Below are 24,041 nucleotides of genomic sequence, written 5' to 3' on the forward strand. Positions count from 1 at the left end.
CCAAAGACTGCAGAGGCAGTAAAGACATTCCAACAAATATTTGGATTACCACAAACAGGAGTAGTTGATTATGCAACATGGTATAAGATATCAGATGTTTATGTTGGAGTAACAAGAATTGCAGAACTTACTACTACTGAATCAAGTAGATTGGAGAGGCTAAATGAGTTTATACCGCCAATTATACCAGGATTGGGTAATAAAAGAGGAATTCCAAAATTTTATTATTGAATAAATCAAGATAAAGAAATATTTTATTACGTAATTCTAAAATTGAGCAAATTGTAGATATTATAAGTTAATCATGTGAGAAATTTTAAAAGGATAACCTTAATGTAGTGAATAGATTGAGTACAACCACTACATTAAGATTTTATTTAGAAGGAGAAATAGATACTTCTCCATTGCCAAGCACTATCCCAGTATCTCCCTCATGAAGAGTACCTAGTTTTACAATTTCATCTGTATCATCTAAGTGTATAAATTGTATAAGTTTACCGTTACTATCAACTGTTATTAAAGTAGCAGTGGTATTTGGAGTTATAAGTTTAGCGGTGACCTTATATCCATCGAACAAAGAAAGTGAATAGATGCCTTGTTTATAAGTAGTTGAAATAGGGAATATTTGTTGTTCTGAAACTTCAGCAATTGGAGATGGCTGTATTTCTGTAATTATAGTAAAGGTGAATATATATATTAAAAATATTATCAATAACTTCTTTATTTTAATAACATTTACCTCCATTAATTATTATTTTGTTATTTTTATGAAAATATACACCTTATGTGTAGCTGAATTATTAAAACTATAATTAATTAATATGAAATAATATTTTATGATTGTCGCTTTATTTAGAATAAATTGGTGATGTTTTTATGCACAATACTATTAAATGCAGCAGATAATATAAATTTTATTTTGTCATAATACTGTCACAAATCCACAGTATTATAAAAGTATAAAGTAGTTAAACATTATTTACCCCTTATTAAATAAATATTAACCAGTATTGAGAATGATCTATTACACCCTAGTAGATCATTCTTTTTTATTTATAGAGTTAGATAATTTATGGTATATGGAAGTACCAATACGGAAATTTTAGATAAGCCCTATTACTAAAGAAAATTATAAGAGATAAGTATTTGATAAATAAAGAAATATTTGATTTTTTAGTTTTTTGATAGAGCTTATCTAAAATAATGTTTTTTGGGAGAGCAATTATACCAATAGAAAATAAATATTGTAAAGGGGAAATTCGCTATGCTCACCCCTGTACAATATTTATTTTCTATGGAGCTTAAGTACTTGCCAAAAAAACACCAGAGGCTTGTCCTATAATTTCGGCAATTGATTCTGTAGTTTGTGGAATATTAAAAGTAAACGAAATAATCCTGAAGAGGACCTCTTCAGGATTATTTTATTTCAAGTTCAAGCTGCATTGGTCTTGTGTCAAGGTAATATTTATATTCAATTTTATAGTATAGAATTAATTTTCTTCGACTTTCATAAGGAAGTTTTTTTACAAGTGAATCAAATTGTGCTTTTGATACAAAGCCTTTTTCTTTCACAAGCCATGTTGTAAATGTCATTCAATCAAATCCTTTCCTGTATGTATTTTCATATAGGAGATGGGGAAAGCATATGCTGCTAATCCCATTCAGTCTGCAAGTAATTTAAAAAATATTGGTATTTTTCGTGATAATATAAATCAGTCTTTTTAGACTCTTCTTTTGAAAAAATAGAAAGCCATGATTTATAGTGACTATATGAATTAAAAGCTTCTTTAGTAGTAAGCCATTTTGTAAATGAAAAGTATCTCATATATATGTAAAATCCTTTCTTAAATTGATATTATAATTATTGCCAATTATGAGAACAAATATTCGCAATTACTTGTACTTATTTGTATATTTTTTAAAGGAATATAAGTATAAGAATTTTGATTGGTGGATAGACTATTTGATATGGAAGGAGTGGAAGAACATTGGAAAATAAAAAGAAAATTAAAAAAGCAAAACCACCTACAAAGCAGCTCCATGTAGAATGTGAAATTAAGTTGTATGAAGACTTTGAAGCATATTGTCATAGGAATGGGAAAGACGTTAGTAAGGCAATAAGAGGGTATATGAAATTATGTATTGGAGAATAAATTATAAATAGTAAAAGTGCCTTAAAAGGTGCTTTTTTTGTACATAAAAAATGTCTAAAATTTTTATAAGTGGGCATAATAAAAATATGGGAGGAGAGGAATTAAAAAGAAAAGGTGGCCATAAAAGTGGAAAAGAGAAAATATGAATCAAAAACATTAATAGCAGAGTACAGGTATTTAAGTGAACATGACAAGTTCAGATTTTCTGAAACAGCTTATAGGCTAAAGGATGGGTCAATAATTATTGAGTATAATGGCGCTCCTTTAAGTCTTTATGGGGTGAAATTAAGCTATAACAAGAACATAGGAAGAAAAGGAATATTCAGTATTACCAATGATGATTATGAATTTTGGAAGTCATTTAGAGGCAGAATTGAGGGTAGCAGTTTTGTAGATTATGAAGCTGAAAGAAATGATATTTTAGAGAAAGCCAGGGAAGAATATAATAATCAAATAGGTGCAAAACATGAAAATATATTAGAAAGCCTGTCATGTGAGGAATTGCCATACTAAATACATAAGGGGAGAAATCCCCTATAAATAAAGCAGTAATAAGGACAAGCATTAGCGCCAGGAACCTATAATTAAAGAAAATAGTACAAGCCTTATTAATATATCGCGAAACACTTTAAAATAGCATGTCCAACCGAGCAGCATAATATCTCATAGGTTTTTTCATAATGACCACACATATTTATTTAAAATTATTGTCAAGATCAAAAGCGAAGCGTATCTTGACAAGGATTTTAAATAAATATACCCTAACTTATGAAAAAATACAGTTAATAACTTATCTATAGTTTCTAATGGGGGCGGTCTTGTACTGGCTTTTTAATACCTCTACATAATCAAAGATAGATAACAGCTCTGAAAATCGTATCATTAAAAATAATTTCCCTGTGATATAATTTATTATTTTTAGTGATTGGATTTTTAGAACGGAAAAACCATATAATCTAACATAATAGTAATAAGCCTAAGCCTGTACAAGATAGGCAAGCCGTCACATTACTAATACTTTCTTATATAATTGTGATGGCATGTCTAAGCCCCCAAAATTCTTGTCAGCTTGTCTGACCAACTAAACCTTATCTTTATATTTTTCTATACCAGAAACAATAATTTATAATCAACTTAAAAAAGAATCATAAACAAAAATTCCAGTCAGAGGGATGGATTAGTATGCTTATACATATTTTAAAGAAAGAATTTAATCGCATAGTTACTTAATTATAATTTATTCATGAAAATCTCCATCCCGAAGTGCCCCACCGGGAACCCAAACAATGGATTAGTCTAATGCATACAGATTCTTACTTTGTAAAAGGCTCCGAGTGAGGAGGAGACTTTTACAATGTTAGAAGACTGTAGCTGTATGACCTGTCCATTTTGGGGTGGTGGATTGCGGCACCCAAGGAGCTCTTAAGAAAATAAGATTGTCCTTTAGAAAATACGTATATAGGTATATAAATAATAACTACAATATAACACTATAAATAAAATATAAGATATTATAAATTAGTTAGTTGTATATAAAGATAATTTAAATTGAGTACGTAGAAATTAAACTAAACTAATAGAGTGGCGCAGCCACAAGGAGCATGTAGTGCTCCAATATATTTATTCCTTGCTGCCGCAGGCTACAACAATTAATGAGAAGTTCAAGATATATAGATTTTACAAATGCTTAGAATATACTATCGTGACATATAGGTTCTAAAAATAACAAAATATATAAAATAGCTTGAACTTCTATTCCTTAGGAGCAAAGCGACGTTATTGGATTACAAAAGATGGACTGAATGAAGCGATAGCTAAATTTAAAAACACATCATAACTATAAAAGGCTTTATTCTGTCCATCTTAACTCCTTTTTTACAGTAAACTCTTTTAATTCTTCAAGGTTGATACTTTTAAGAAGAGTAAGAATCTTATAAAAAATTTTCGCTTCATTTTTTAAGATAGCTTTCTTCAAAACAAATGTATAGCGATTAGAATTTACTTCGATTTTAGTACCATCAATAAACACATTTTCAAATAATATTTAGTTTCGCTTAGCTAAATAAGTAACTTATATGCTTCACCTTCATCATATTCAAAATAATTTTTAGGAAACTTTTATGTTCTTTTTCTAGCCATAAATTATTACCATCCTTTAGTAGTATTCTTATGTATCATCCTAAGAGATATATAGATTCTAAGGTTCTTAAAAATTTTAGAATTTAGGAATTTTAGAATATATATTCTGCAGAATTTTAGAACTTAAGAATATAAGAATTTGCTTATAAAATGCAGGTTAAGAGAGTTGTTATACGAATTTAATCATAATTTTAATGTTATGTCATAGCACAAAACATATATCAATAATAGCATCGCATAATTTTTATTAAACCCAAATAAATTATGGATTGTGTTGTGATATGGTTAATAATGAAATTAAAATTAATGCTGAATAAGGAGAGGTTTTTGATAAAAAGCAAATAGCTTTACTAATTAGAAATCCCATTTTTAAGGATAAATTGAAACTTTATTTGTTCTAGTAAGGGATATTAGATAAATGCCAGGAGTGCAGCTTGAAATGTATTTGCGATGGAATTCATCAAGGTGGTTGATAATTATCTAGAAAAAAATACTGAGGTTGTGAATAATTTTAGTTTTGAGTAGTAGTTCCACGTCGTATTTAATTTAGAATAGTATTTTATTGAACGATTTAGCTCTTTTGATATATTATATGCATAAAATTCATCCTTTAGGCGAAGCTCGATAATCATATGTTCTTCAAAATTTAAATGTTTATTCTTACGCGATTTTGTGTTATTTTTTTGTAGTTCATAGTGATTATTTTCCGTGTTTGTTTTGGTTTTGCGATTAAGTCATAACAAAGAATAATCACTATGGATTTTTTATTGGTTCAAGTTCATTTTGCAACTAGTAAAAGAAATATAACAAAAAATAAGATCTTAATGAGAAGAGTTCATAACTAATCAATTAGAGTTAGAATCATTTTTGGGTATAGATTCGGATGAAGTTGATGCATTTTCTGTTGAAGATAAATTATTTTTTTTAGAAGCAATTGCTAACAATGAGCGTCCTACATCCAAAAAGAATTTTCCAAGTAAATTAATTTCATCAGTAGTTTTATTTTTTGAAAGTGAAGTAGAGAGTGAGTCAATTAGAACTAATAAATCTTCTGAATCTATATTATCCATAGATGACATTATTACACCATCCTAACAAAATAATATTAATTAATAGATACTATGATAATTAGAATGATGATATGAGTACAGTTAAAAATATTAAGAAAATAAAAATGCCCAAATAAAGAGATCAAAAATAGGGACTATAAATAATGAGATAATTAAATTACATGTAATTGAAAGATAAATATTAAAATGATTTAATCAATAGAAACAATAACTACAATCACAAAGTTGTTAACTATAAAGAGATTTGAACAGATAACATATTTGTAATGTTTAGAAGGAAATTCGCTCTTTTTGTATAATTAGTTGTATAAAAGGAGGTGGTTATGATAAATGAAGATTTACTTGTAAGATATACAAAGGATTATAATGAAGCGGATTCTAATTATGCCATATCCGCTATTGTAACATTATTAGCAGAACAAAATGCAAAAAATAGAATTGCGATAGAATATCTAGAAGAAAAAGGAGTTCCAATAATATCAATTCAGGAAAAATTCAATAAGTATTTCAAACATGAACTTGATAGGATTGCAACGCGATTGCTAAAAGAATAAGGATTAGAACTCTAGAAATAGGGTTCTTTTTATTGATCAACTGCTACGCCAAAGGAAATTCAAGAAAAGCTGGAAGAGGAAAAAGAATGTAGACAAAACTGTATAAAGAAGTTTTTAGAAAGGCAAAAAATCAGTCTTCTACAGATCCATATAAACATAAGTTATATATGAAAAAAGCAGTAGCTAGGAATAATCCAACTACTGCTTGCTTTTTAAGGCATGGAGGATTATACAATGATATAAATTCTTATATCACTTTGATATATTGTGGTATTGAGAAAATGTTAACGAAATACTTGAATTAACTTATTGCATTGAAGCATTTTTTTAGAGATCAAAGAATCTCATCACAATTATATTAAAACGACTTAATTTTTATATATTCCTCATAAGGGAACGGAACTATAATTTCTCAATCAATAACATTATAATTTGTGTTTTCTGTAAGACTTAAATTGTTAACTAAATTCATTCCAATTATTTAATGCTATGATTTTCTTCTAAAGATAAAATTTAGTTTATATATAATTAAGATTAAAGTATATAAATAAGAAACATTAGTTATAGGTAACTAACTACGGCTTTATTTGTTTATATTCATGATAAGGCATATTAATTGTAACTCCAGTTTCGTCAAATTTATAATTTGTACCTTGAAGTGGGGGTAAATTATTAGCCAAATTCATTCCTACAACATAAAGGGATTCAGCTGTTTGATTTGGATCTTGTAATACAGTACCAGACATAATTCCGCTATTAATTAAATCTATAGCTTTTGGAATTCCGTCAATTCCGAAAACCGGAATATATTTTGATTTATCTCCTTTATTGTAACCATATGATTGCAATGCATTAATAGCTCCTATGGCCATAGCATCATTATTTGAAATTATCGCTTCTATATTTTTTCCATAGGTTAAAAATAGTAGTCTAATGGAGTCTTCTGCACATTTCTCGTCCCAATTACAAGTCTTGGATAGAATTTCTTGAGTTTTTATTCCAGATTTATTAATGGTTGAAATAGAATACAAACTTCTTGCATTTGTTACTGTGATATTGTTTGGACCCTTTAGCATGATATATTGTAATGTATTATCGCCATTTCTATCAATATTGTTTTTGTTTGAATTCCATTCATTTGTAATGAGATCACCTTGTAAAATGCCTGATTGAACAGCATCAGTAGATATAACTAGTGCTTTATTATAAGATTTAATAGGAGCTGTTTCAAATGGCACTGTATTAAATAAGATTATTGGAATATTTTTTTGTTTTGCTTTGTAGATAACTGATTCGACTGTATTCTGATCTAAATCTACTAAGTTTATTAGTAAAAGATCATAATCATTTTGAAGAGCCGAATCTAAAAGAGTATTTTGTATGCTCTGATTTCTTTTGCCATCATAAAATGTAAAGTTGATACTATTGTTGTTTTTATTTTGAATTTCTTCTAACCCTTTACGGACTAAAGAAATATAAGGATCATCAAAACTAAATAATAATACAGCTGTTTTAATTTGTTTTTGTGGAACAACTTGTGAATTAGCATGCATTTTAGGATAATATAGTGACATGGTAGTTACTATAATTATAATAAAAAATAAGAATAGAGTTTTGAATATTTTCATTTCAAAGCCACCTTTCATATTTAGTATGGCATTAAAAATGAATAACATTCCTTAATACCAGTCATGAAAAAGTAAAAGCTGTAATTAGATTCATTCTAATTACAGCTTTTTATAAATTGATAATATGCCAATTCCGTGAGATTACTAATCTTTTAGGAAATATTACTATATAACCAATGTACTACGATTTAAAGAAAGTGTGACAAATATAAATACATATAAATTTAATGTAAAAATGCTTCAGCTTTTGTTAAAATATGTTATAATGTAATTAAGGTAATTAATAAAAAAAGTAAGTTGGGTGTTCATAGTATAAGGGGAGTGAAGAGTAGTCTTTATTTCCCTTATTACTTTTTCATTAATTGGCATATATTATAATAACAGTAGTCAGGGAGTTTTTGACTACTGTTATTATAATAAAAAACTTAAAGGGAGTATAATATTTTTGCTAATTCAAATCAAAAAGACTACTATGATATTGAAAAATTGTTACCGTATAGATTAGTTAATATATTATATATTAAGAAAAATGTTACAAGGTAAAAGCAAGAATTAAGCTGTAGCAGATGCATTGAAATATTTATGATCAAGGATACAACAAAGGATATTGCAGTGGAGTTGAAGCAGGGAGTGAAAAAGGATTTTATAAAAATGTGTCCCAATTATTAACTTAGCTCTAGTTTAAAAATGAGTATAACAAGTACATTGACTATATTGAAAAAGTTGAATGTTAACATTAAATAGAGTAATCATTACTTGTTATTGCATTTGATTTTATGATAAAATAGATATATGCTTGTATACCATAAACCCTAAAGCATAAATATAAAAATGCAATCATTAATTTGGTTGCATTTCAAATTGTTATTTACTTAATTGTAATGTAATGATAAACTATAAACGTAAGTATTTTAATATATATTAACAGCAGCAGGCAAGAAAAATTTTGCTTGTTGCTATTTTTTTATTTCTAATATATAATCAAATCCTTTCTTGTCTAAATATAATATTTTTATTATCACACATTAACAGATTTTTAACATATTAGTTTTGTTAAAGCCTATTGATTTTAATAATTATTACAACACATGTTTTGTAAAGTTTTATTAATTTAACCCGTTCTAATAAAAGATAACTTTTTACACTTATTAGTATGTTAGAGCTTTTCTATTTGTAAATAATACTGATAAATTTAACTAGCACAATGAGTTGATTTAAATATATAAAGGATTCTATAAGGGCCCCTTAAAATTGCGAGGGCTCTTTTTGTACATATTAAACAAATATTTTTATATTTGATACATAATTTTCCTTAATTGTTATAATTGGATGACGAAAGGAGGGATATTATGAAAGAAATGGAGAACATAAACAATAAAATTAATATGATGAGAAAATTATTACAGGACCTGATCAATGAAAAATCAAATCTATTAGATCCTGACGTAATTTTAGTAAGTCAAGAATTGGATGAAATTTTGAACGAGTACAACAAATTAATTAGTAAAGTAGAAAAGTAAAACGAAGAGGAGAAATTTTATAATTTCTCCTTGTATAATAATTAAAACAGGTCTTATAAGTTGAATTTTACAATGCTTTAGCCATTCTTGATGGCACAATCCATCATAATATTTATAGTTACCATGTAAGAATTTTCCTAAAGATGATGAATCATTTTATTGTTATATGATAGGATAATGTACTTTGGGATTTATTTATATATTATTTGTTATTATAATTTTAAAAATTACATAAGCGGATAAATTCACTTTGATAAATTAATTATAATATTATACATATATTAAAAAAATGACAAAAATATATATTAAATAATTGGAGCTATGAAAAATTCTTTTATCTGGGCACTTTAAGAATTGGGAGCTAGTTGTGCAACCGACCAATTAAGACTAATTAATATTAATTAGTTTTAATTGTTTTTTTTATATTTATATATAATTAGGTTTTTATTTTATTAGTATTTTTATAATTAATTAAATTGTATTTATATTTTTAATTAGCTTTTAGAAAGGGATGAATTAGATGGACACTTTTATAGCAAGGCAGCCTATATTTGATAGAAATAATGAAGTTGTTGCATATGAGCTTTTATTTAGGAATGGACATAATAATTTTTACAATAATTCTAATGGAGATGAAGCCACACTAAATGTTATAGCAAATTCGTTTTATGCATTTGATTTTAAAGGCATTATTGATAATAAGAAAGCGTTTATTAATTTCACAGAAGAATTGATAAAGGAAGAAATAGCAACAATTCTTCCAAGTGAGTATGTTGTAATAGAAATTTTAGAAAATATAGAACCAAGTGAAGAATTTATAAGTTCATGTAAACGATTAAAGGAAAAAGAGTTTATTATAGCATTAGATGATTTTACATTCGATATTAGATATATTAAATTAGTACAATTAGCTGATATTATAAAAATAGACTTCAAAATTACTAAAGGGGTAGAGAGAAAAAAGGTCTTTGAGTTGCTAAGAATAAATAGTAAATTAAAGTTTTTAGCTGAAAAAGTTGAAAATAAAGAAGAATATCATGAGGCCTTAAAGCTTGGATATACGTATTTTCAAGGGTACTATTTTAGTAAGCCAACTATATTATCAACTCAAAATATTCCAGCTAATAAAGATACTAGATTAAAAATCCTAAAGTTAATAAATAAAGATGACTTTGATTTTAATCATTTGGAAGCGTTGATAATAAAAGATTTAGGACTATCATATAAACTTACTAAATTAATTAATTCGTCTGCATATGGTATCAAGAACAAAGTAAGTACTATAAAACATGCTATTACACTTTTAGGAAAGAAAGAAATTATAAAATGGCTTTATATTGTGTTATTAAATGACTTAAAAGAAAGTGATATAGATGAGGTGGTAAAAGTTTCCTTGCAGAGAGCAAAAATGTGTGAGTCTATTTGTGATATGAGTATATATCAAGAGAAAATTAATTCAGCATATATGGTAGGTTTATTTTCAGTTATGGATGCCATTTTAAATTGCTCAATTGAAATTATTATAAAGGAATTGTATTTATCAAATGAAATTAAAGAAGGACTTATTGAGCAAAATAGTCCGTTAAACAAGGTATTAAAATTAACTATTAGTTATGAAAAAGGCCAATGGGAAGATGTTCTGGTTTATGCAAAAGAAATAAAGATAAATGAGAATAAGATTCCAGAAGTTTATTTAGAATCAGTAAGATGGGCGGATGAGATACTACAATAATTAATAAGTTATTTTGAATTTAATAAAAAATCAATGTTTATTAAAAGTATAAGGGGAAGATTAACATGAAATTAAAAGAAATAAAGATAAATAGTATTCGTACTAAACTAATCATTAGTTTGGTTTCTATTTGTGTAATTCCATTAATTATATTGGGATTTGGTTCTTATAATCAATCGAAAACAATACTTAGTAATAAGTTAACAGTGACAAGTAAACAAACACTTTCAGAAATAAATGATGGATTAATAGATTATTTTCGCGGATTTTCTAATATAGTTTCAATGACTTCAAAAAATCCGGCAATAATGAATATTGATGTTGATAATAACAATGAAACTATAATAAATATATTAAAAGGTATAAAAGAAAGTGATGGGGATATTCTTGATATCTATTATGGAACTGGTTCTGGAAAATTTGCTATATACCCAGAAGTACAAATGCCTGAAGGTTATGACGCAACTACAAGATCATGGTATAAACTTGCACTAGAGCATAAAGGCCAAGTTGTAATAACACCTCCTTACGTAGATGCTGCAACTGGTAATAGTGTAGTTGGAATTGCAGAAACAGTAGAAAAAGATGGTCATGTAGTAGGTGTCATAGGAATAGACTGTACATTAGCAACACTTTCAGAAAGAATGTCTACTAAGAAAATAGGGAATTCAGGGTACATTTTTATTGCAGATGGATTAGGCAATATTTTAGCGCATGAGCAAAGAGAGTTAATTAATACAGATGCAGCTGCAAAGTTAGAAATTTGGGAGGAAGTAAAATCTGAGGACAGTGGATTTGTAAGCTATAAGTCTGATGGTTCAAAAAAGTTTGGAGTATATCAGACAAACCAATTAACAGGTTGGAAATTAGTTGCTATATTAGATGAAAGCGAACTTTCTAATGATACAAAATCTATATTAAATACATCTTTACTAATGACACTAGTAATTGCAATAGTTGCTGTCTTTTTATCATTATTCATAAGTAAAGGAATAGCTAATAATATTAAAAAGTTGAAAGAAGTATTTTCTAAGGCTTCTAATGGTGATTTAACAGTATCTATAACTGCATCAACAAATGATGAATTTAAGGAATTAGCTACTTCATTTAATGCAATGATAAAAAATATATCTAAGCTTATGAATAGTATCTCAAGTTCATCAAATATAGTCTTAGAAACGTCGACAAGTCTTGCAAGTATGTCACAAGAAATAACAGCTTCTATAAATGAGGTGGCAAAAGCAATAGAAGATGTATCAGGAGGAGCAACTGAACAAGTGCAAAATGCCCAAAAGGGTGAATCTGAAATGGAGAGCTTATCAAAAAGGTTAGATGAAATTAATATTAATTCTAATGAAATGGATCAAATATCAAATAATACTAGAGATTTAAGTTCAAAGGGATTAACTATGATAGAAACATTGGCTGAGAAATCAAGTAAAACTAAAATGGCTACTAATGATGTTAATGATATAGTTCATGATATGAATGAAAGCACTAAGTAAATAAATGCAATATCAGAAACGATATCTAATATAACAGAACAAACTAATCTTTTGGCATTAAATGCTAGCATTGAATCTGCACGTGCAGGTGAAGCAGGCAAAGGATTTGCAGTAGTTGCAGATGAAATAAGAAAACTTGCTGAACAGTCAAAAACGTCAACAGAGGAAATAAAGAAAATTATTTCTAATATACAAGAAAAATCAGATACAGCAGTAAAGGCTATTAAGGCTACTGAAATTATAGTTGATGAACAAGAATCAGCAGTAGATGAAGCTCATAAAATATTTGATGAAATTTTAAAATCAATCGAGATGATGACTAAAAAAGTTGATGAGGTTAAGCACTTTAATATCAGAACAAACAGCTTCAGCATCAGAGGAAGTTACTGCATCAACAGAAGAAATAACAGCAACAATGGAGGAACTTACAAATCATTCAAATGAACTTCAATTATTAGCAGGAGAATTAGAAAAGCAAATAAATAATTTTAAAGTTAGATAATATATATAATAAGGTTTTCTAATCACAATAAAATGAAGCTCCACAATGGTATTGATACATAACTGATGTAGAATAATTATAAAGAAGTTAAACTAGTATGTATCATAATTAAGTAAAGCTAATGCTAATATTTACAATGATTTATTATAATCTAGGTAGTTATTCTTTTTTTACATAGCTTTAAATTTACTTATATACATTATCTTTATTAAAGAAAGTTTAACTATTTGGAAATTCATAGGAATTAATTCGAAAGGCACAAGGTATAGTGTAACTATTTGCAAGAATTACACTATGCTTTTTTTGTTAACTAAAAAAGATTAATATAGATAACACTTTTTCTAATTTTGTAGAAATAAATATTTATGAATTTTAATGAGAATAATACTATTATATAAAATGAAGGAGATGATTTCAGATGAGAACATTCAGAAGAATATTAGTAATTTTATATTTAATATTTAATATATCTGAAATGCAATATAGATGTATTGAGGTAAAAGGTGAGGAAAACTTATTTAGACAAAATCATGCAACAGTAGTAGATGTAGTATTATATGACTTTAAGGATAAGTATATTTCCTTGGTTAAACAAAATTTAGAAGAAATTCAAAATCAAAATAAAGGGAAAGTTAAGTTTAATTTCTATGATAGCAAAGGGAACCAAGCAATACAAAATGAAATTCTGAGTAATTTAGAAAATAATGTTCAAGATATTCTTTTGATTAATTTGGTTGATACAAAAGCTACTCAAGAAGTAATTGACCGTTTTAAACTACGAGGTATACCTATCATTTTCTTTAATCGTGAACCTCTTTCAACTGAAGCAATTAAATCCTATGAAAAAGCTTATTATGTTGGCACAAATGCAAAAGAAGCAGGAAATTTGCAAGGGCAAATTCTTGTTAATTTGTGGAATAATAAAAGAACGTCCATTGATATTAATAATAATGGTGTTTTGCAATATGCTATATTGCGTGGTCCTCAAAATAACATAGAAGCTCAGGAAAGAACAGAATTTTCAATTAAAGCTCTTGAAAAAGCAGGAATACAAATAGCACAAATTGCATCAACTATTGGTAACTGGGAGAGAGATCTGGCTAGGACAAATATTAGTGCTTTATTCTTGCAATATGATAATAGAATAGAAGCGATAATTGCAAATAATGATGAGATGGCCATAGGAGCTATTGAGGCATTGCAAAAATACGGATACAATTTAGGTGATCCAAAGAAAACGATAGCTGTTGTAGGAGTGGATGCAACACCTGAGGCTCAAGAATTGATAAAAAATGGGCGTATGGCAGGTTCGGTTTTTCAAGATCCTTCAGAAATGGCAAAAGCTATTTATACTATAGGCTTAAATGTATTTCAGGGTAATCCTCCACTTTTAGACACACAGTATAAATTTGATGAGACAGGAAAAGCTGTGAGATTACCATATAAGGAGTACATAGGGTAATAAAATAATTTTAATATAATTGATATAGGCACTTATCATGTTATATTTTACTAGTTGAATTATGTAGATAATTTTTTTGTTTAGCATTATAATAGAGAAGAATGAATTAGTTTATCCCATTATACTAAGCATTCCACTATCAATCTTTTTCAGGATACAGATAAATATATATCTGTATCTTTTTATTTAGAATAGCATAAGCTTTTGTAATACTTCATCCAAATAAATTTGGACGAGATATTACAAATAGAATGTAAGAATGTTATGATAAATTAAATTTTTATCGCAAACTAATTTATAAGAGTGTAATCTCATTTTTAATAACAAAAATCTAAATAAGTAGAACTTTCTTTGAATATTTTAAATAGTTAAAGAAAGTTCTACTTATGGTTAGTTTAGAGGATTAATTATTAATTTAATGAATCTTATTTACAAAATATATTAGCTTAATCCCATACCTTTTCTTTTTGCAATAATATGGGCTTCAATATTTTCAGCTACTTCAACAGGATTATCACCTAGGGCTATCTTACCACCAGTTACATCTTCTGCTTTTTCTGTTAAAAGTTCTACTAATTCAGGAGCGCCAGTCATAAAAGGAGTAGGAGATAGATGAGTATAAGTACCATAAGCTAGTGCAAAAATTCCATCTATAGTTGCTTTTTGTTCCATCCATTCTGGAGCAGTAACGGCTATTGGAAGATCTGATACATCAACATCTAAGTGATCTGCAAGAGCAGTAACTAGCATTGAAATTCTTCCAGTATCAGTACAAGTTCCAAAACTTAATACTGGAGGTATTTTTAGCATATTACATACTTCTTTTAAACCTTCTCCTGCCATTTCATTTGCGGCTTCAACAGTACATAGACCCTCTACTTCAAGAGCATGGTTTCCGCATCCGCCACTAACTACTAATATATCTCGTTTTATAAGTTCTTTTGTAAGGTTTATAGTCATAGAATCTTGAGGGCCATTTCTTAAAGTTGAGCAATTAGCAAGTGCTACAACACCTTTTATTTTTCCAGCTGCTATTACATCTACTAATGGGTCAAGTTTGTTTCCAAGAGCACCTAAAACAGCTTCAGTTGAAAAACCAGCTATAGCTTTTTGAGTTTTCTTTGGAACTAATGGTTCAATTTTTCTTTCTTTTCTCTTTTTAAAGTTTTCAATAGCAAGTTCAATTAATTTATCCGCCATTTTATCAACTTCTGAAGGTTCATAAGGAATCTTATGTTCAATACCAGGTAAATCAATTATAGTACTTACAGATACTAAAGTAACTTGGTATTTTTCAGCGTACATATCTATGGCTGGAGGTGAACAATTTTCTTCCATTGCAAACACGTCAACAGTACCAGTAGCAAGTAATGGCTCTATAGTAAGCCAATTACCCATGTGACCTACAAAAACTTCATTCATTTCAAATCTTTGAAGTAATTCTTGACCTGTTTCTATGGAACCAACTATTCTAAGGCCTTTGGCACCTGAAGCTTTTGCCATAAAAAGCATAATCCCTTTAAGCTAAGTATATATGAAACAAAAATATCCAACCACTATTATTATATTTTATATTCTCAGAAAAAGAACAAAAGATAGAAAATTATTAATTAATTGTCTTCTGACCATTTACCTAGTTATAAAAGAATACGTTTTAGTAATTAAAACTACTATTTTTTATTAGTAAACGCGTATGTTCATTATTCTACTATTAATAAATCAAATACATTATTGAGCCTATATACCCACTATAACTAAGATATTATTGTGACAAAACAATTAATAAATAAATTATCAGTAAATTTATATAAATATAGTATGAATTTTTGTTTTGCATTTTTATTTGTAGGATGTTATAATGAAATTAAAGCAATTAATAAAAATCACATTTTGAGTTCTTATTTAAGAATAGAGAGAATAAAGAGAAATCTTTATTCTCTCTATTCTTTTATATCAAATCTCAAACTAATACATATTATGAAATTATAGGGAGCTTATTTACTAACATTATAATTAAATTACTGAAGAAAAAAATGGGTAACAGAAGTTATAGAAGGTGTGAGAATTCTAATGTACTTGGAGCTGAAGATATTAATACAATACTTGACGATAATAATGCATATAATCAAGATATAATAAATGAGATTTTTCTGATGTAGAAGCTGGAAGTGAAGAACGATATTTACAAGGACATCAACGAGGTACAGAAGAAGTGTCAAAACACTAAACAAAAAGCTTTAGATTGTATAAGAAATATTAATTGTCGCCAGAAAATATATTTATTATTTAGTAAGTTTACTAAGTACCCCAAAAAGAGGTAGGAAAAAAATCAGGTAAGAATAATAATACTATCTTTTTTTATTAAAAATATAAAATTGTGAATTACACATTTGAGATGAATCTATTATATAATTTAATAAATATATTAAAATTTGAAAAAATTGAAGAATGTAAATAGTTACTATGGTATAATATAAAAAAACGGTTTTTTGGAGGAGAAATTTGTGGAAAAATATAATGGCGATTTAAATATGCTAGAATTAAGAGATATTATTGATTTGAAATTTCTTCAAAAGTTTCAAGATGATTTTGCACAAAGCATGAATATTGCGAGTATAACAGTAGATAAGAATGGAACTCCAGTTACAATGCCAAGTAGTTATACTAATATATGTTCTAATCTTACTCAATCTACACAAATTGGGAAAAATCGATGTGCACAATGTCATGCCAGTGCTGGAGAGGAAGCATTTAGAACTGGAAAACCTTATATTTATAAATGTCATTCAGGACTTATTGATTTTGCAGCACCAATAATAGTTAAAGGAACTCTTATTGGCACAATTCTTGGTGGTCAAATTCTCTTTGATAATCCTAAAGAATCTGAGTTTAAACATACTGCAAGAGAGCTTGGTTTAGAAGAAGAAGAATATTATACTGCAGCTAAAGAGGTGAAGGTAGTAGAGGAACAAAAGATTAAGTCAGCAGCAGAAGTTTTATTTTCGGTAGCTAATACATTATCTCAAGAAGGATATCAACGGTTAAAGATTACGGAATTAACTGGAACCCTTACAGAGAGTTTTGAACAAATATCTTCTGCAACTCAGCATCTTGCTGCATCATCAATGGAAGTTACTGAAAATCAAAATTTATTAAATAATGAAATAGTAAAGGTACGAGAACTTTCTAATAAAATAAATGTTATTTTGGGTTACATAAAAGACATAACTAATCAAACAAAAATGCTTGGGCTTAATACTTCAATTGAAGCTGCAAGAGTTGGGGATTTGGGAAAAGGGTTTTCTGTTGTTGCAAAGGAAATTAGGAATTTAGCAGGAAATTCTAGAGAAACATCAAAAAATATTGCTGAGTTGGTGAAAAAAATACAGGAATCAGTAGAAAAAACTATGCAGGTATCAAATACTACACTAGATATAACGGAGCAACAATCAGCTGCAATAGAAGAAACAAATGCTAGTGTTGAGGAAGTAACAAGTTTTACTATAGAATTAGATAAACTAGCTAAGTCGCAGTAAATCCTCAAATATGGACAGAACAGTACGAATAATATATTATGTTCCCCATTTTGGGGATTTCTTTTATTCTTTAAGAAATTATAAAGTCAGTTAAATCTTTTAACAAATCATATAGCAGACTATTCAAGTGTGTTTTGAAAGAACTAAAAGAATAAAAAAACAAATCTATTAAAAGATTACTGCTTGTAAATAATTATGATAATTAAAGTTAAAAGGTTTGTTTATAGATTTAGAAATTATATAAATTGTAAATATTTTAAGAAATAAAAAAGAAACGTTAAGAAAAAATTAGCTTTCCACTTCCAATTATCACAAAGGTATAGTCATAATCAATGGGTAATAGATTATATTTTTGTGATTGAGGTTTTAACCTAAAAGCTTGCTGCATTAACTGATTAGAGTCAAATATAATTATTGTTGCAGTAGCATTTTGAGATATATTTTCAACTTTAGGAGACATATTTGGTGATAAATTCAAATCTCTTACAGAATATATGCCTTGAGAGTATTGTTTTTGTTGAGCTACAGCATTTGATGTGTTAATAATTAACGATGTAGATAGTAAAAAGGAAATTATGCAAATGAGTTTTTTCATTAATATTAGCCACCTTTCATAATTTTAAATACGTTTTAAATAACAGCTAGGAAATTTTAGCTTGTTTAAAAGTTAATTTAACATCGCCATATATTATGAATTTGTAGTCAGGTTTAATTGGAATTAATGGATTTCTGGTAGAACTAGGTGGTATTCTTATAAATTGTTCTACATTTTTACTAGAATTAATAATAAATAATAAACCATCAACGTAGGGTTCATTATTTTCTACAATGTAAGTAACATTATCAGCAAGATTAAGATCTTTCATTGTATAAAAACCTTGGGAATATATTTTTGCTTGAGCAAATGTATTTACTGTATTTATAGTAAATGATATGAAGAAAAAGATGGAAAATAAAATAACAGATTTTTTCATATGATTATCAACCTTTCATAAATTAAGTAGTATTCAAATAAGGAGTTAAATTTATTATATGGAGTATAGAAAAATATATTCGTTATAGGAAGGAGGATACTTATGTTAAATGAGAAAGAAATTAAACATTTTAAGCTTATTCTGAAAAAAGAGAATTGCAGATTAGAATCCAATATTAAATTCTTTAAATCAAAAGGTACTGATCTTGATGAAGCGTGTCTAGAAGAACAGAAGAGGCAAGAAAATGCTTTGTCTGAAAATAAAGAGACAATTATAAAATTAGATAAAATGCTAAGAGAGATATCTAATTAAACATTTGATTAATTGAATAATATTGAAAGAGCATATAAAAACCCCAATTAAGGGGCAGAAAATGAATAGAATAAAGTATAAGATGACTATTAATTTAGATCTACTAAAAGAGAAAATAATATTTTGAAGATTATATTTAATTATATGAAGATGATTTTAAAATAATTCTAAACATGGATAAATAACTTGTAATCTTAAAAAAGTGAACATAAGACAAAACATATTAAAAAATAATATCTAGCTATCAGTTAAATGGGATCTAGGTTAACAATCTATTTTGTTATTAAAGTTTAATCTGTTTAAATCTTCCTTTGCTTCTGATACTAAAGTTCTATCAATTCACTATTTTTTTAAAAAACTTATCTAAGATAAATAGTAATCCTATATAAAAAGAGGGATTTAGATTTCAATGTGTAATACTATACTTTGGATTATTTATACTTATGTTATAAAAAATAAGGGGTGGTATACAAATGAAGTGCTTATTAAATGAAAATGTAATTCTAAAAGAATATAGATTGATTTGATTATTCAAAACATTACAATCTTAGAAATATATAAAGAAATCTTATAATAAGATTGGTAATTCGTCTGTAAATAAAATATAAAAAAACCCCTATATAAGGGGTAAAAAGTGAATGGATAAAAATTATAAAGTGAATATTAACAAAAGAGAGAAACATTCAAGATGTTACTTTAGATTATATGACATATATCTTCAAAAGATTCATAATATTAAATGTTGAGTTTGTAAATAATTATTTTGGGTCCAAAGTGTATAGTTAAACACTCATTGTGGCTTGGTATATTTATGATAGGAAATTCTAATTATCTTTCCAGTTTCATCGAATTTATAATTTGTTCTACTAGAAGGACTTAGTCCAGAGACAAGATTCATTCCTACCGCGTAAATTGCATCTGCATATTCACGAGGATTTTGAATAACAGTTCCTGCCATAACTCCTTGATCGATTAATTGTAATGCTTTTGGCAAGCCATTAATTCCAAATGTAGGAATATACTTTGATTTGTCTCCTTTGTTATATCCATACTTTTGTAGTGTTTCAAGGGCACCAATTGCCATAGCATCATTATTTGAGATTATTGCTTCAATCTTACCGTCAAATTAAAAAAAACATCCTCCAGATTAACTCTAGCGCAGTTTTGCATCCAACCACAAGGTATTGAGAAAAGTTCTTGAGTTTTTATTCCAGCATCATTAATAGTTTGAATGGAAGATTTAGTTCTGGCAAGTGTTGCAGGGTCATTAACTGGTCCTTGTAGTATGGCATACTGCATCATATTATCTTTATTTTTATCTAGAATTTCTTTATTAGAGTTCCATGTACCAACAATAAGTTCGCCTTGTAAAACACCAGATTGCTCGTCATCCCCGCCTATAATAACACTAGTTGAATCTTGTAGATACTGTGAAAATGATGGATCTGGAGGTGCAAGTATTATTAATGGGATTCTTTCGCTAATTATTCTGGAAATACTATTTTGTGATTGTTCAATATCACGGCTAACTGGACTTACTACATAAAGGCCAAATGCTTTAGTACTAAGTGCCTGAGTAATATTATCATTTTGAATACCTTGATTTGTTTTGGAATCAAAAAAAGTAAATTGAACTTTATTTTCATTTTCTTTTTGTATATTTTCTAAGTTTTCCTTAATACGTGAATAAAATTCTTCGCCAGCATTATATAAAAATACTCCAACTTTTACTGGATTTTGAGGATTAGTATTAGGAGCTGCATATGCATTGAATTCAATCATTGGTAATAACAAGATAAAAGCTATAAAAGCTGACAATATTTTCTTTAATATGTTCATATTAAGCCTCCATTAATATCCTTTTAATTAAAATACATAGTAATAGATTTACTAGTATAATGAAATTTATTCAATATTATAATAATCTAAATATGTTTTATGAGAAGCTTAAAAAGGAAATAGTAAAATTAAGCTAAATATTAATTTAATGGATAAAATTAGATTAAAAGTCAGTATAATAAATTACAACAATAAACATTTCGTGTTATAATATTAGAATAATTTGTTATATGAGATGATATTATGATAAAATGTAAAAAAAGATTATGAACTTGGAGTGAAACAAATTGACGAACAGCATGAAAAGTTATTTGAGATTGCAGATAGAGCATATAAGTTATTAACTAATGACTTTATTAGTGATAAATATGATAAAATTATTGAAATAATTGGAGAATTAAAAGAATATACATTGTTCCATTTTAAATCTGAGGAAGAATATATGTTAAGTATTGGACATAGAAGGTTTTTATCTCATAAAGTAGAGCATGAAAACTTTATAAAGGATATTGATAATATTGACCTTTATAAAATTGACTCAAACCAAGATCAATCTGTAAAAGAAATATTAGAATTTGTTGTGAATTGGATAGATATTCATATATTAAATCAAGATAAGCTTATAGTAGAAAGTTAGTATCATACTTTTTTGAAGCAGTAGTTATTAGAAATATAGCTACTGCTTTTTATATTAGTAGGAAGTTGACAGGGAAAAATTAGTATAATTTTATACAAAAGAATTATATTTTGGAGTAAGCTGATTTGATAATGTAACAATATTATTCTTATGCTCATATTATGTTATAAGGTTTTTGCACCTATAAAGGGAGGTTAAACAATGCTTATTGAAAAGTTTGTAGTATTCTCCATTGGACAAGAAGAATATGCAGTACCAATATCCCAAGTTAAAGAAGTTATTTATTATACAATTCCTACAAGGATACCCTCAAGTATGGATAGTGTGATTGGTGTTATAAATTTAAGAGGTAAAATACTACCTATTTTGAATTTAAGCAAAGAGATTGGTATTAAAAGTAATAAGGAATTTAAAGAGCAAAAAATTATTATTATTGAAAATAATAATCCCTTTGGAGTAATTGTTGATGATGTTGAAGAAGTTATTAAGTTACCTAAAGAAAATATTAATAGGATTGACAGTATATATGAAGGAGAAGAATATATCATTGGAATTACTAGAGTAAAGGATAGATTAATAATAATAATGGATTTAAATCTATTTTGGGAGGAAATATCAGGATGAGATTTACAATTAAAAAGAAATTAATTGCAGCATTTGGATTAATAATTTTGCTGGCATCTTTTTTAGGGATGTATTCCATATCATCAATTAAAAGTTTAAATGATAAATCTGACGAAATTACAAAAGTGTGGTTTAATGGAAATGATTTAGCGCATACAATGAATACAACTATGGCGGACTACAGGGTACGAGAGTATAGACATGTAGCAACGAATGATGAAAATCTAATGAATGATACTGAAAATGAACTTAAAACATTAAAAGATAAATTTGAGACAGCCTTAAATGATTATCAAGGAACTATGATATTAGAAGAGGAAAAAGATTTAGTAGCGGAAATTAAAGAAGAATATTTGAAATATTTTGAAATAAGTAATAAAGTTTTGGCCTTAAGCAGGGAAGGGAAGAAAGTAGAAGCTAATGAATTGTCATTAAGTGAGGCTAAACAGGATTTTGACAAAGTAAATGATACAATTACAAAGTTAGTGGTACTCAATCAAGAACAAGCTAATCTAGCTAATGCACAAAATAATAAGACTTATGAGCAAGCGAGATTTATGCTAATAATGATTGCAATAACTATAATTTTATTCAGTATTGTAGTAGCAGCATATATTACAATTAATATTACAAAGAGCATGAAGTTTATAACAGATTTTATAAATAAAACGGCAGATTTGGACTTGGCCTTTGATCAAGATGGATTAAAGACGATAAATAAGTACAAAGATGAATTTTTTGATATGGGTATGGCATTAGCAGGAATGAGAAAAATATTTAGAGAAACCATAGATAACATTAAGAAAAACTCTATAAATGTATCATCTAATGCTGATAATTTGTCAAGTATTATAGGGGAAACTTCTGAAACAATAGAAGGTGTTGCAAAAGCTATAGATGATATGGCTCAAGGTTCAACAGATCTTGCTAAAAATGTTGAGGATGGCGCTGAAAAGTTAGGATTGCTAGCAGATGAAATTAATGAGGTTGTAAAGAGTACTGAGTTGATGAAAAATCATATAAAAATGGTCTCCGATGCAAATTTAGAAGGCATAGAATATATAAGTAAATTAAAGGAAGCTGTAAAAGCAAATAATTCTGTGGCAGGGAAAGTTTCTGTACAAGTTAATTTATTAGATAAGAAATCTGAATCTATTGGGAAAATTTCAGATACGATTAAGTCTATAGCATCTCAAATTAATTTACTATCTTTAAATGCTGCAATTGAAGCTGCAAGAGCAGGTGAACAGGGAAAAGGCTTTGCTGTTGTAGCTGATGAAATAAGGAAACTTGCTGCTGAAACTGCACATTCAACAAAAGAAATTGATTCTATTGTAGCAGAGGTTAAAAAGGAAATAAGTACAACTAAATTAGAGATGGCCAATGAAGAATCTGCAATAAACGAAACGAGTATATCATCCATCGAAACGGAAAAGGCGTTTAAAGCTATAGATGATTCGGTTAATAATATAATCAAACAAATAGAGAATTTAATTGTCAGGATTAATAGTATAGATAATAATAAAGATGGAGTTGTAGAAAATGTAACTGATATATCAGCAATATCAGAAGAATCAGCATCCACAACTGAAGAGATATCTGCTTCTATACAAGAGCAATCTGCTAGTATGGAGCAAATATCAGAATCAGCTAAGGATTTAAAGAAAATTTCAATTGAACTTCAGGAGCTGATTGCTAAATTTAGAACCTAGTAAAAGAAAATATAGGTGTAGGCACATTTCTACACCTCTCTATAATATAAGTTTCATTCGTTTCAGATTAAATTTGTAAATGTATAGAATTTAAAGTTTTAAATAAATGTAAATTATCTAAAAGATCAATAAAGAGATACAA

Annotated in this window: 21 protein-coding genes, 4 pseudogenes and 1 riboswitch; of the genes and pseudogenes, 15 read left to right on the forward strand and 10 right to left on the reverse strand. The window is 27.5% G+C overall.

The window, feature by feature from the left end; genetic code table 11:
• A partial coding sequence (locus ACJDTP_RS08370; protein WP_406760917.1) for a peptidoglycan-binding domain-containing protein occupies positions 1-231 on the forward strand: 231 nt, incomplete at its 5' end.
• A gap of 142 nt (positions 232-373) precedes the next feature.
• Here ACJDTP_RS08370 and ACJDTP_RS08375 read toward each other — a convergent pair.
• Both ACJDTP_RS08375 and ACJDTP_RS08380 read right to left on the reverse strand, forming a co-directional pair.
• Positions 374-745 carry a hypothetical protein gene (locus ACJDTP_RS08375; protein ID WP_008423993.1) on the reverse strand — a complete coding sequence of 124 codons (372 nt, stop codon included), beginning with the start codon at positions 743-745 and terminating at the stop codon, positions 374-376.
• Positions 746-1,416: 671 nt separating this feature from the next.
• Positions 1,417-1,593, reverse strand: a complete 177-nt coding sequence (locus tag ACJDTP_RS08380) for a hypothetical protein (protein WP_008423995.1) — start codon at positions 1,591-1,593, stop codon at positions 1,417-1,419.
• Positions 1,594-1,988: 395 nt separating this feature from the next.
• On the opposite strand from ACJDTP_RS08380, the gene ACJDTP_RS08385 reads away from it, so the two are divergent.
• The 3 genes and pseudogenes from ACJDTP_RS08385 (at position 1,989) to ACJDTP_RS08395 (ending at position 4,817) form a co-directional block, all read left to right on the forward strand.
• Positions 1,989-2,153 carry a hypothetical protein gene (locus ACJDTP_RS08385; RefSeq protein WP_008423999.1) on the forward strand — a complete coding sequence of 55 codons (165 nt, stop codon included), beginning with the start codon at positions 1,989-1,991 and terminating at the stop codon, positions 2,151-2,153.
• Between the two features lie 126 nt (positions 2,154-2,279).
• The gene (locus ACJDTP_RS08390) at positions 2,280-2,666 is read left to right on the forward strand and encodes a hypothetical protein (RefSeq protein ID WP_008424001.1); all 387 of its coding nucleotides are present in this window, start codon (positions 2,280-2,282) and stop codon (positions 2,664-2,666) included.
• A gap of 1,967 nt (positions 2,667-4,633) precedes the next feature.
• Positions 4,634-4,817 (forward strand): annotated as a pseudogene (locus ACJDTP_RS08395) (hypothetical protein).
• Positions 4,818-4,836: 19 nt separating this feature from the next.
• Here ACJDTP_RS08395 and ACJDTP_RS28110 read toward each other — a convergent pair.
• Positions 4,837-4,972: pseudogene (locus ACJDTP_RS28110) on the reverse strand (IS30 family transposase); the annotation flags it as partial.
• Positions 4,973-5,137: 165 nt separating this feature from the next.
• Positions 5,138-5,371: a hypothetical protein gene (locus tag ACJDTP_RS08400; protein ID WP_008424004.1), complete on the reverse strand. Its 234-nt coding sequence runs from the start codon at positions 5,369-5,371 to the stop codon at positions 5,138-5,140.
• 314 nt (positions 5,372-5,685) lie between these two features.
• Here ACJDTP_RS08400 and ACJDTP_RS08405 point away from each other — a divergent pair, with 314 nt between their 5' ends.
• Positions 5,686-5,916, forward strand: coding sequence for a hypothetical protein (locus tag ACJDTP_RS08405; protein WP_406760918.1), 231 nt, complete (start codon positions 5,686-5,688; stop codon positions 5,914-5,916).
• A 575-nt stretch (positions 5,917-6,491) separates the two neighbouring features.
• Here the strand turns inward: ACJDTP_RS08405 and ACJDTP_RS08410 are convergent.
• A complete protein-coding gene (locus ACJDTP_RS08410; protein ID WP_406760919.1) occupies positions 6,492-7,544 on the reverse strand; it encodes a galactose ABC transporter substrate-binding protein in 1,053 nt (350 codons plus the stop codon).
• A gap of 1,349 nt (positions 7,545-8,893) precedes the next feature.
• On the opposite strand from ACJDTP_RS08410, the gene ACJDTP_RS08415 reads away from it, so the two are divergent.
• The 4 genes and pseudogenes from ACJDTP_RS08415 (at position 8,894) to ACJDTP_RS08430 (ending at position 14,265) form a co-directional block, all read left to right on the forward strand.
• Positions 8,894-9,064 carry an aspartyl-phosphate phosphatase Spo0E family protein gene (locus tag ACJDTP_RS08415; protein WP_008424009.1) on the forward strand — a complete coding sequence of 57 codons (171 nt, stop codon included), beginning with the start codon at positions 8,894-8,896 and terminating at the stop codon, positions 9,062-9,064.
• Between the two features lie 306 nt (positions 9,065-9,370).
• A riboswitch (cyclic di-GMP riboswitch) is annotated at positions 9,371-9,452 on the forward strand.
• Positions 9,453-9,584: 132 nt separating this feature from the next.
• Complete coding sequence (locus tag ACJDTP_RS08420) at positions 9,585-10,796, forward strand: EAL and HDOD domain-containing protein (protein ID WP_008424010.1); 1,212 nt, start codon at positions 9,585-9,587, stop codon at positions 10,794-10,796.
• Positions 10,797-10,861: 65 nt separating this feature from the next.
• Positions 10,862-12,803: pseudogene (locus ACJDTP_RS08425) on the forward strand (methyl-accepting chemotaxis protein).
• Positions 12,804-13,221: 418 nt separating this feature from the next.
• Complete coding sequence (locus ACJDTP_RS08430; protein ID WP_008424013.1) at positions 13,222-14,265, forward strand: galactose ABC transporter substrate-binding protein; 1,044 nt, start codon at positions 13,222-13,224, stop codon at positions 14,263-14,265.
• A 441-nt stretch (positions 14,266-14,706) separates the two neighbouring features.
• Here the strand turns inward: ACJDTP_RS08430 and cooS are convergent.
• Positions 14,707-15,765, reverse strand: a pseudogene (gene cooS / locus ACJDTP_RS08435) (anaerobic carbon-monoxide dehydrogenase catalytic subunit); the annotation flags it as partial.
• Positions 15,766-16,298: 533 nt separating this feature from the next.
• Here cooS and ACJDTP_RS08440 point away from each other — a divergent pair.
• Positions 16,299-16,424 (forward strand): hypothetical protein, encoded by a 126-nt coding sequence (locus ACJDTP_RS08440; protein ID WP_274596968.1) that lies wholly within the window; start codon positions 16,299-16,301, stop codon positions 16,422-16,424.
• Between the two features lie 372 nt (positions 16,425-16,796).
• Entirely contained in the window at positions 16,797-17,801 is a 1,005-nt protein-coding gene (locus ACJDTP_RS08445) for a PocR ligand-binding domain-containing protein (RefSeq protein ID WP_406760963.1), read from the forward strand.
• Positions 17,802-18,078: 277 nt separating this feature from the next.
• On the opposite strand, the gene ACJDTP_RS08450 is transcribed toward ACJDTP_RS08445, so the two are convergent.
• Together ACJDTP_RS08450 and ACJDTP_RS08455 are read right to left on the reverse strand one after the other, a co-directional pair.
• Positions 18,079-18,396, reverse strand: coding sequence for a hypothetical protein (locus tag ACJDTP_RS08450; RefSeq protein WP_406760920.1), 318 nt, complete (start codon positions 18,394-18,396; stop codon positions 18,079-18,081).
• 46 nt (positions 18,397-18,442) lie between these two features.
• Positions 18,443-18,775, reverse strand: coding sequence for a hypothetical protein (locus ACJDTP_RS08455; protein ID WP_008424019.1), 333 nt, complete (start codon positions 18,773-18,775; stop codon positions 18,443-18,445).
• Positions 18,776-18,877: 102 nt separating this feature from the next.
• Between ACJDTP_RS08455 and ACJDTP_RS08460 the strand changes: the two genes are divergently transcribed.
• Entirely contained in the window at positions 18,878-19,087 is a 210-nt protein-coding gene (locus tag ACJDTP_RS08460; RefSeq protein WP_008424021.1) for a hypothetical protein, read from the forward strand.
• Positions 19,088-19,877: 790 nt separating this feature from the next.
• On the opposite strand, the gene ACJDTP_RS08465 is transcribed toward ACJDTP_RS08460, so the two are convergent.
• Together ACJDTP_RS08465 and ACJDTP_RS08470 are read right to left on the reverse strand one after the other, a co-directional pair.
• On the reverse strand, positions 19,878-20,171 hold the full coding sequence (locus tag ACJDTP_RS08465) for a substrate-binding domain-containing protein (protein ID WP_406760921.1): 294 nt from the start codon (positions 20,169-20,171) through the stop codon (positions 19,878-19,880).
• A 17-nt stretch (positions 20,172-20,188) separates the two neighbouring features.
• Positions 20,189-20,926 carry a substrate-binding domain-containing protein gene (locus ACJDTP_RS08470; RefSeq protein WP_406760922.1) on the reverse strand — a complete coding sequence of 246 codons (738 nt, stop codon included), beginning with the start codon at positions 20,924-20,926 and terminating at the stop codon, positions 20,189-20,191.
• Positions 20,927-21,203: 277 nt separating this feature from the next.
• Here ACJDTP_RS08470 and ACJDTP_RS08475 point away from each other — a divergent pair, with 277 nt between their 5' ends.
• From ACJDTP_RS08475 to ACJDTP_RS08485, 3 genes are all read left to right on the forward strand, one after another.
• Positions 21,204-21,563 (forward strand): hemerythrin family protein, encoded by a 360-nt coding sequence (locus tag ACJDTP_RS08475; protein ID WP_406760923.1) that lies wholly within the window; start codon positions 21,204-21,206, stop codon positions 21,561-21,563.
• A gap of 201 nt (positions 21,564-21,764) precedes the next feature.
• Positions 21,765-22,187 (forward strand): chemotaxis protein CheW, encoded by a 423-nt coding sequence (locus tag ACJDTP_RS08480; protein WP_406760924.1) that lies wholly within the window; start codon positions 21,765-21,767, stop codon positions 22,185-22,187.
• Entirely contained in the window at positions 22,184-23,899 is a 1,716-nt protein-coding gene (locus tag ACJDTP_RS08485; protein WP_406760925.1) for a methyl-accepting chemotaxis protein, read from the forward strand. Before ACJDTP_RS08480 ends, ACJDTP_RS08485 begins: the two co-directional genes overlap by 4 nt.
• The last annotated feature ends 142 nt before the right edge of the window (positions 23,900-24,041 follow it).

It is taken from the genome of Candidatus Clostridium helianthi (assembly GCF_045310795.1).
Taxonomy (GTDB): domain Bacteria; phylum Bacillota; class Clostridia; order Clostridiales; family Clostridiaceae; genus Clostridium; species Clostridium helianthi.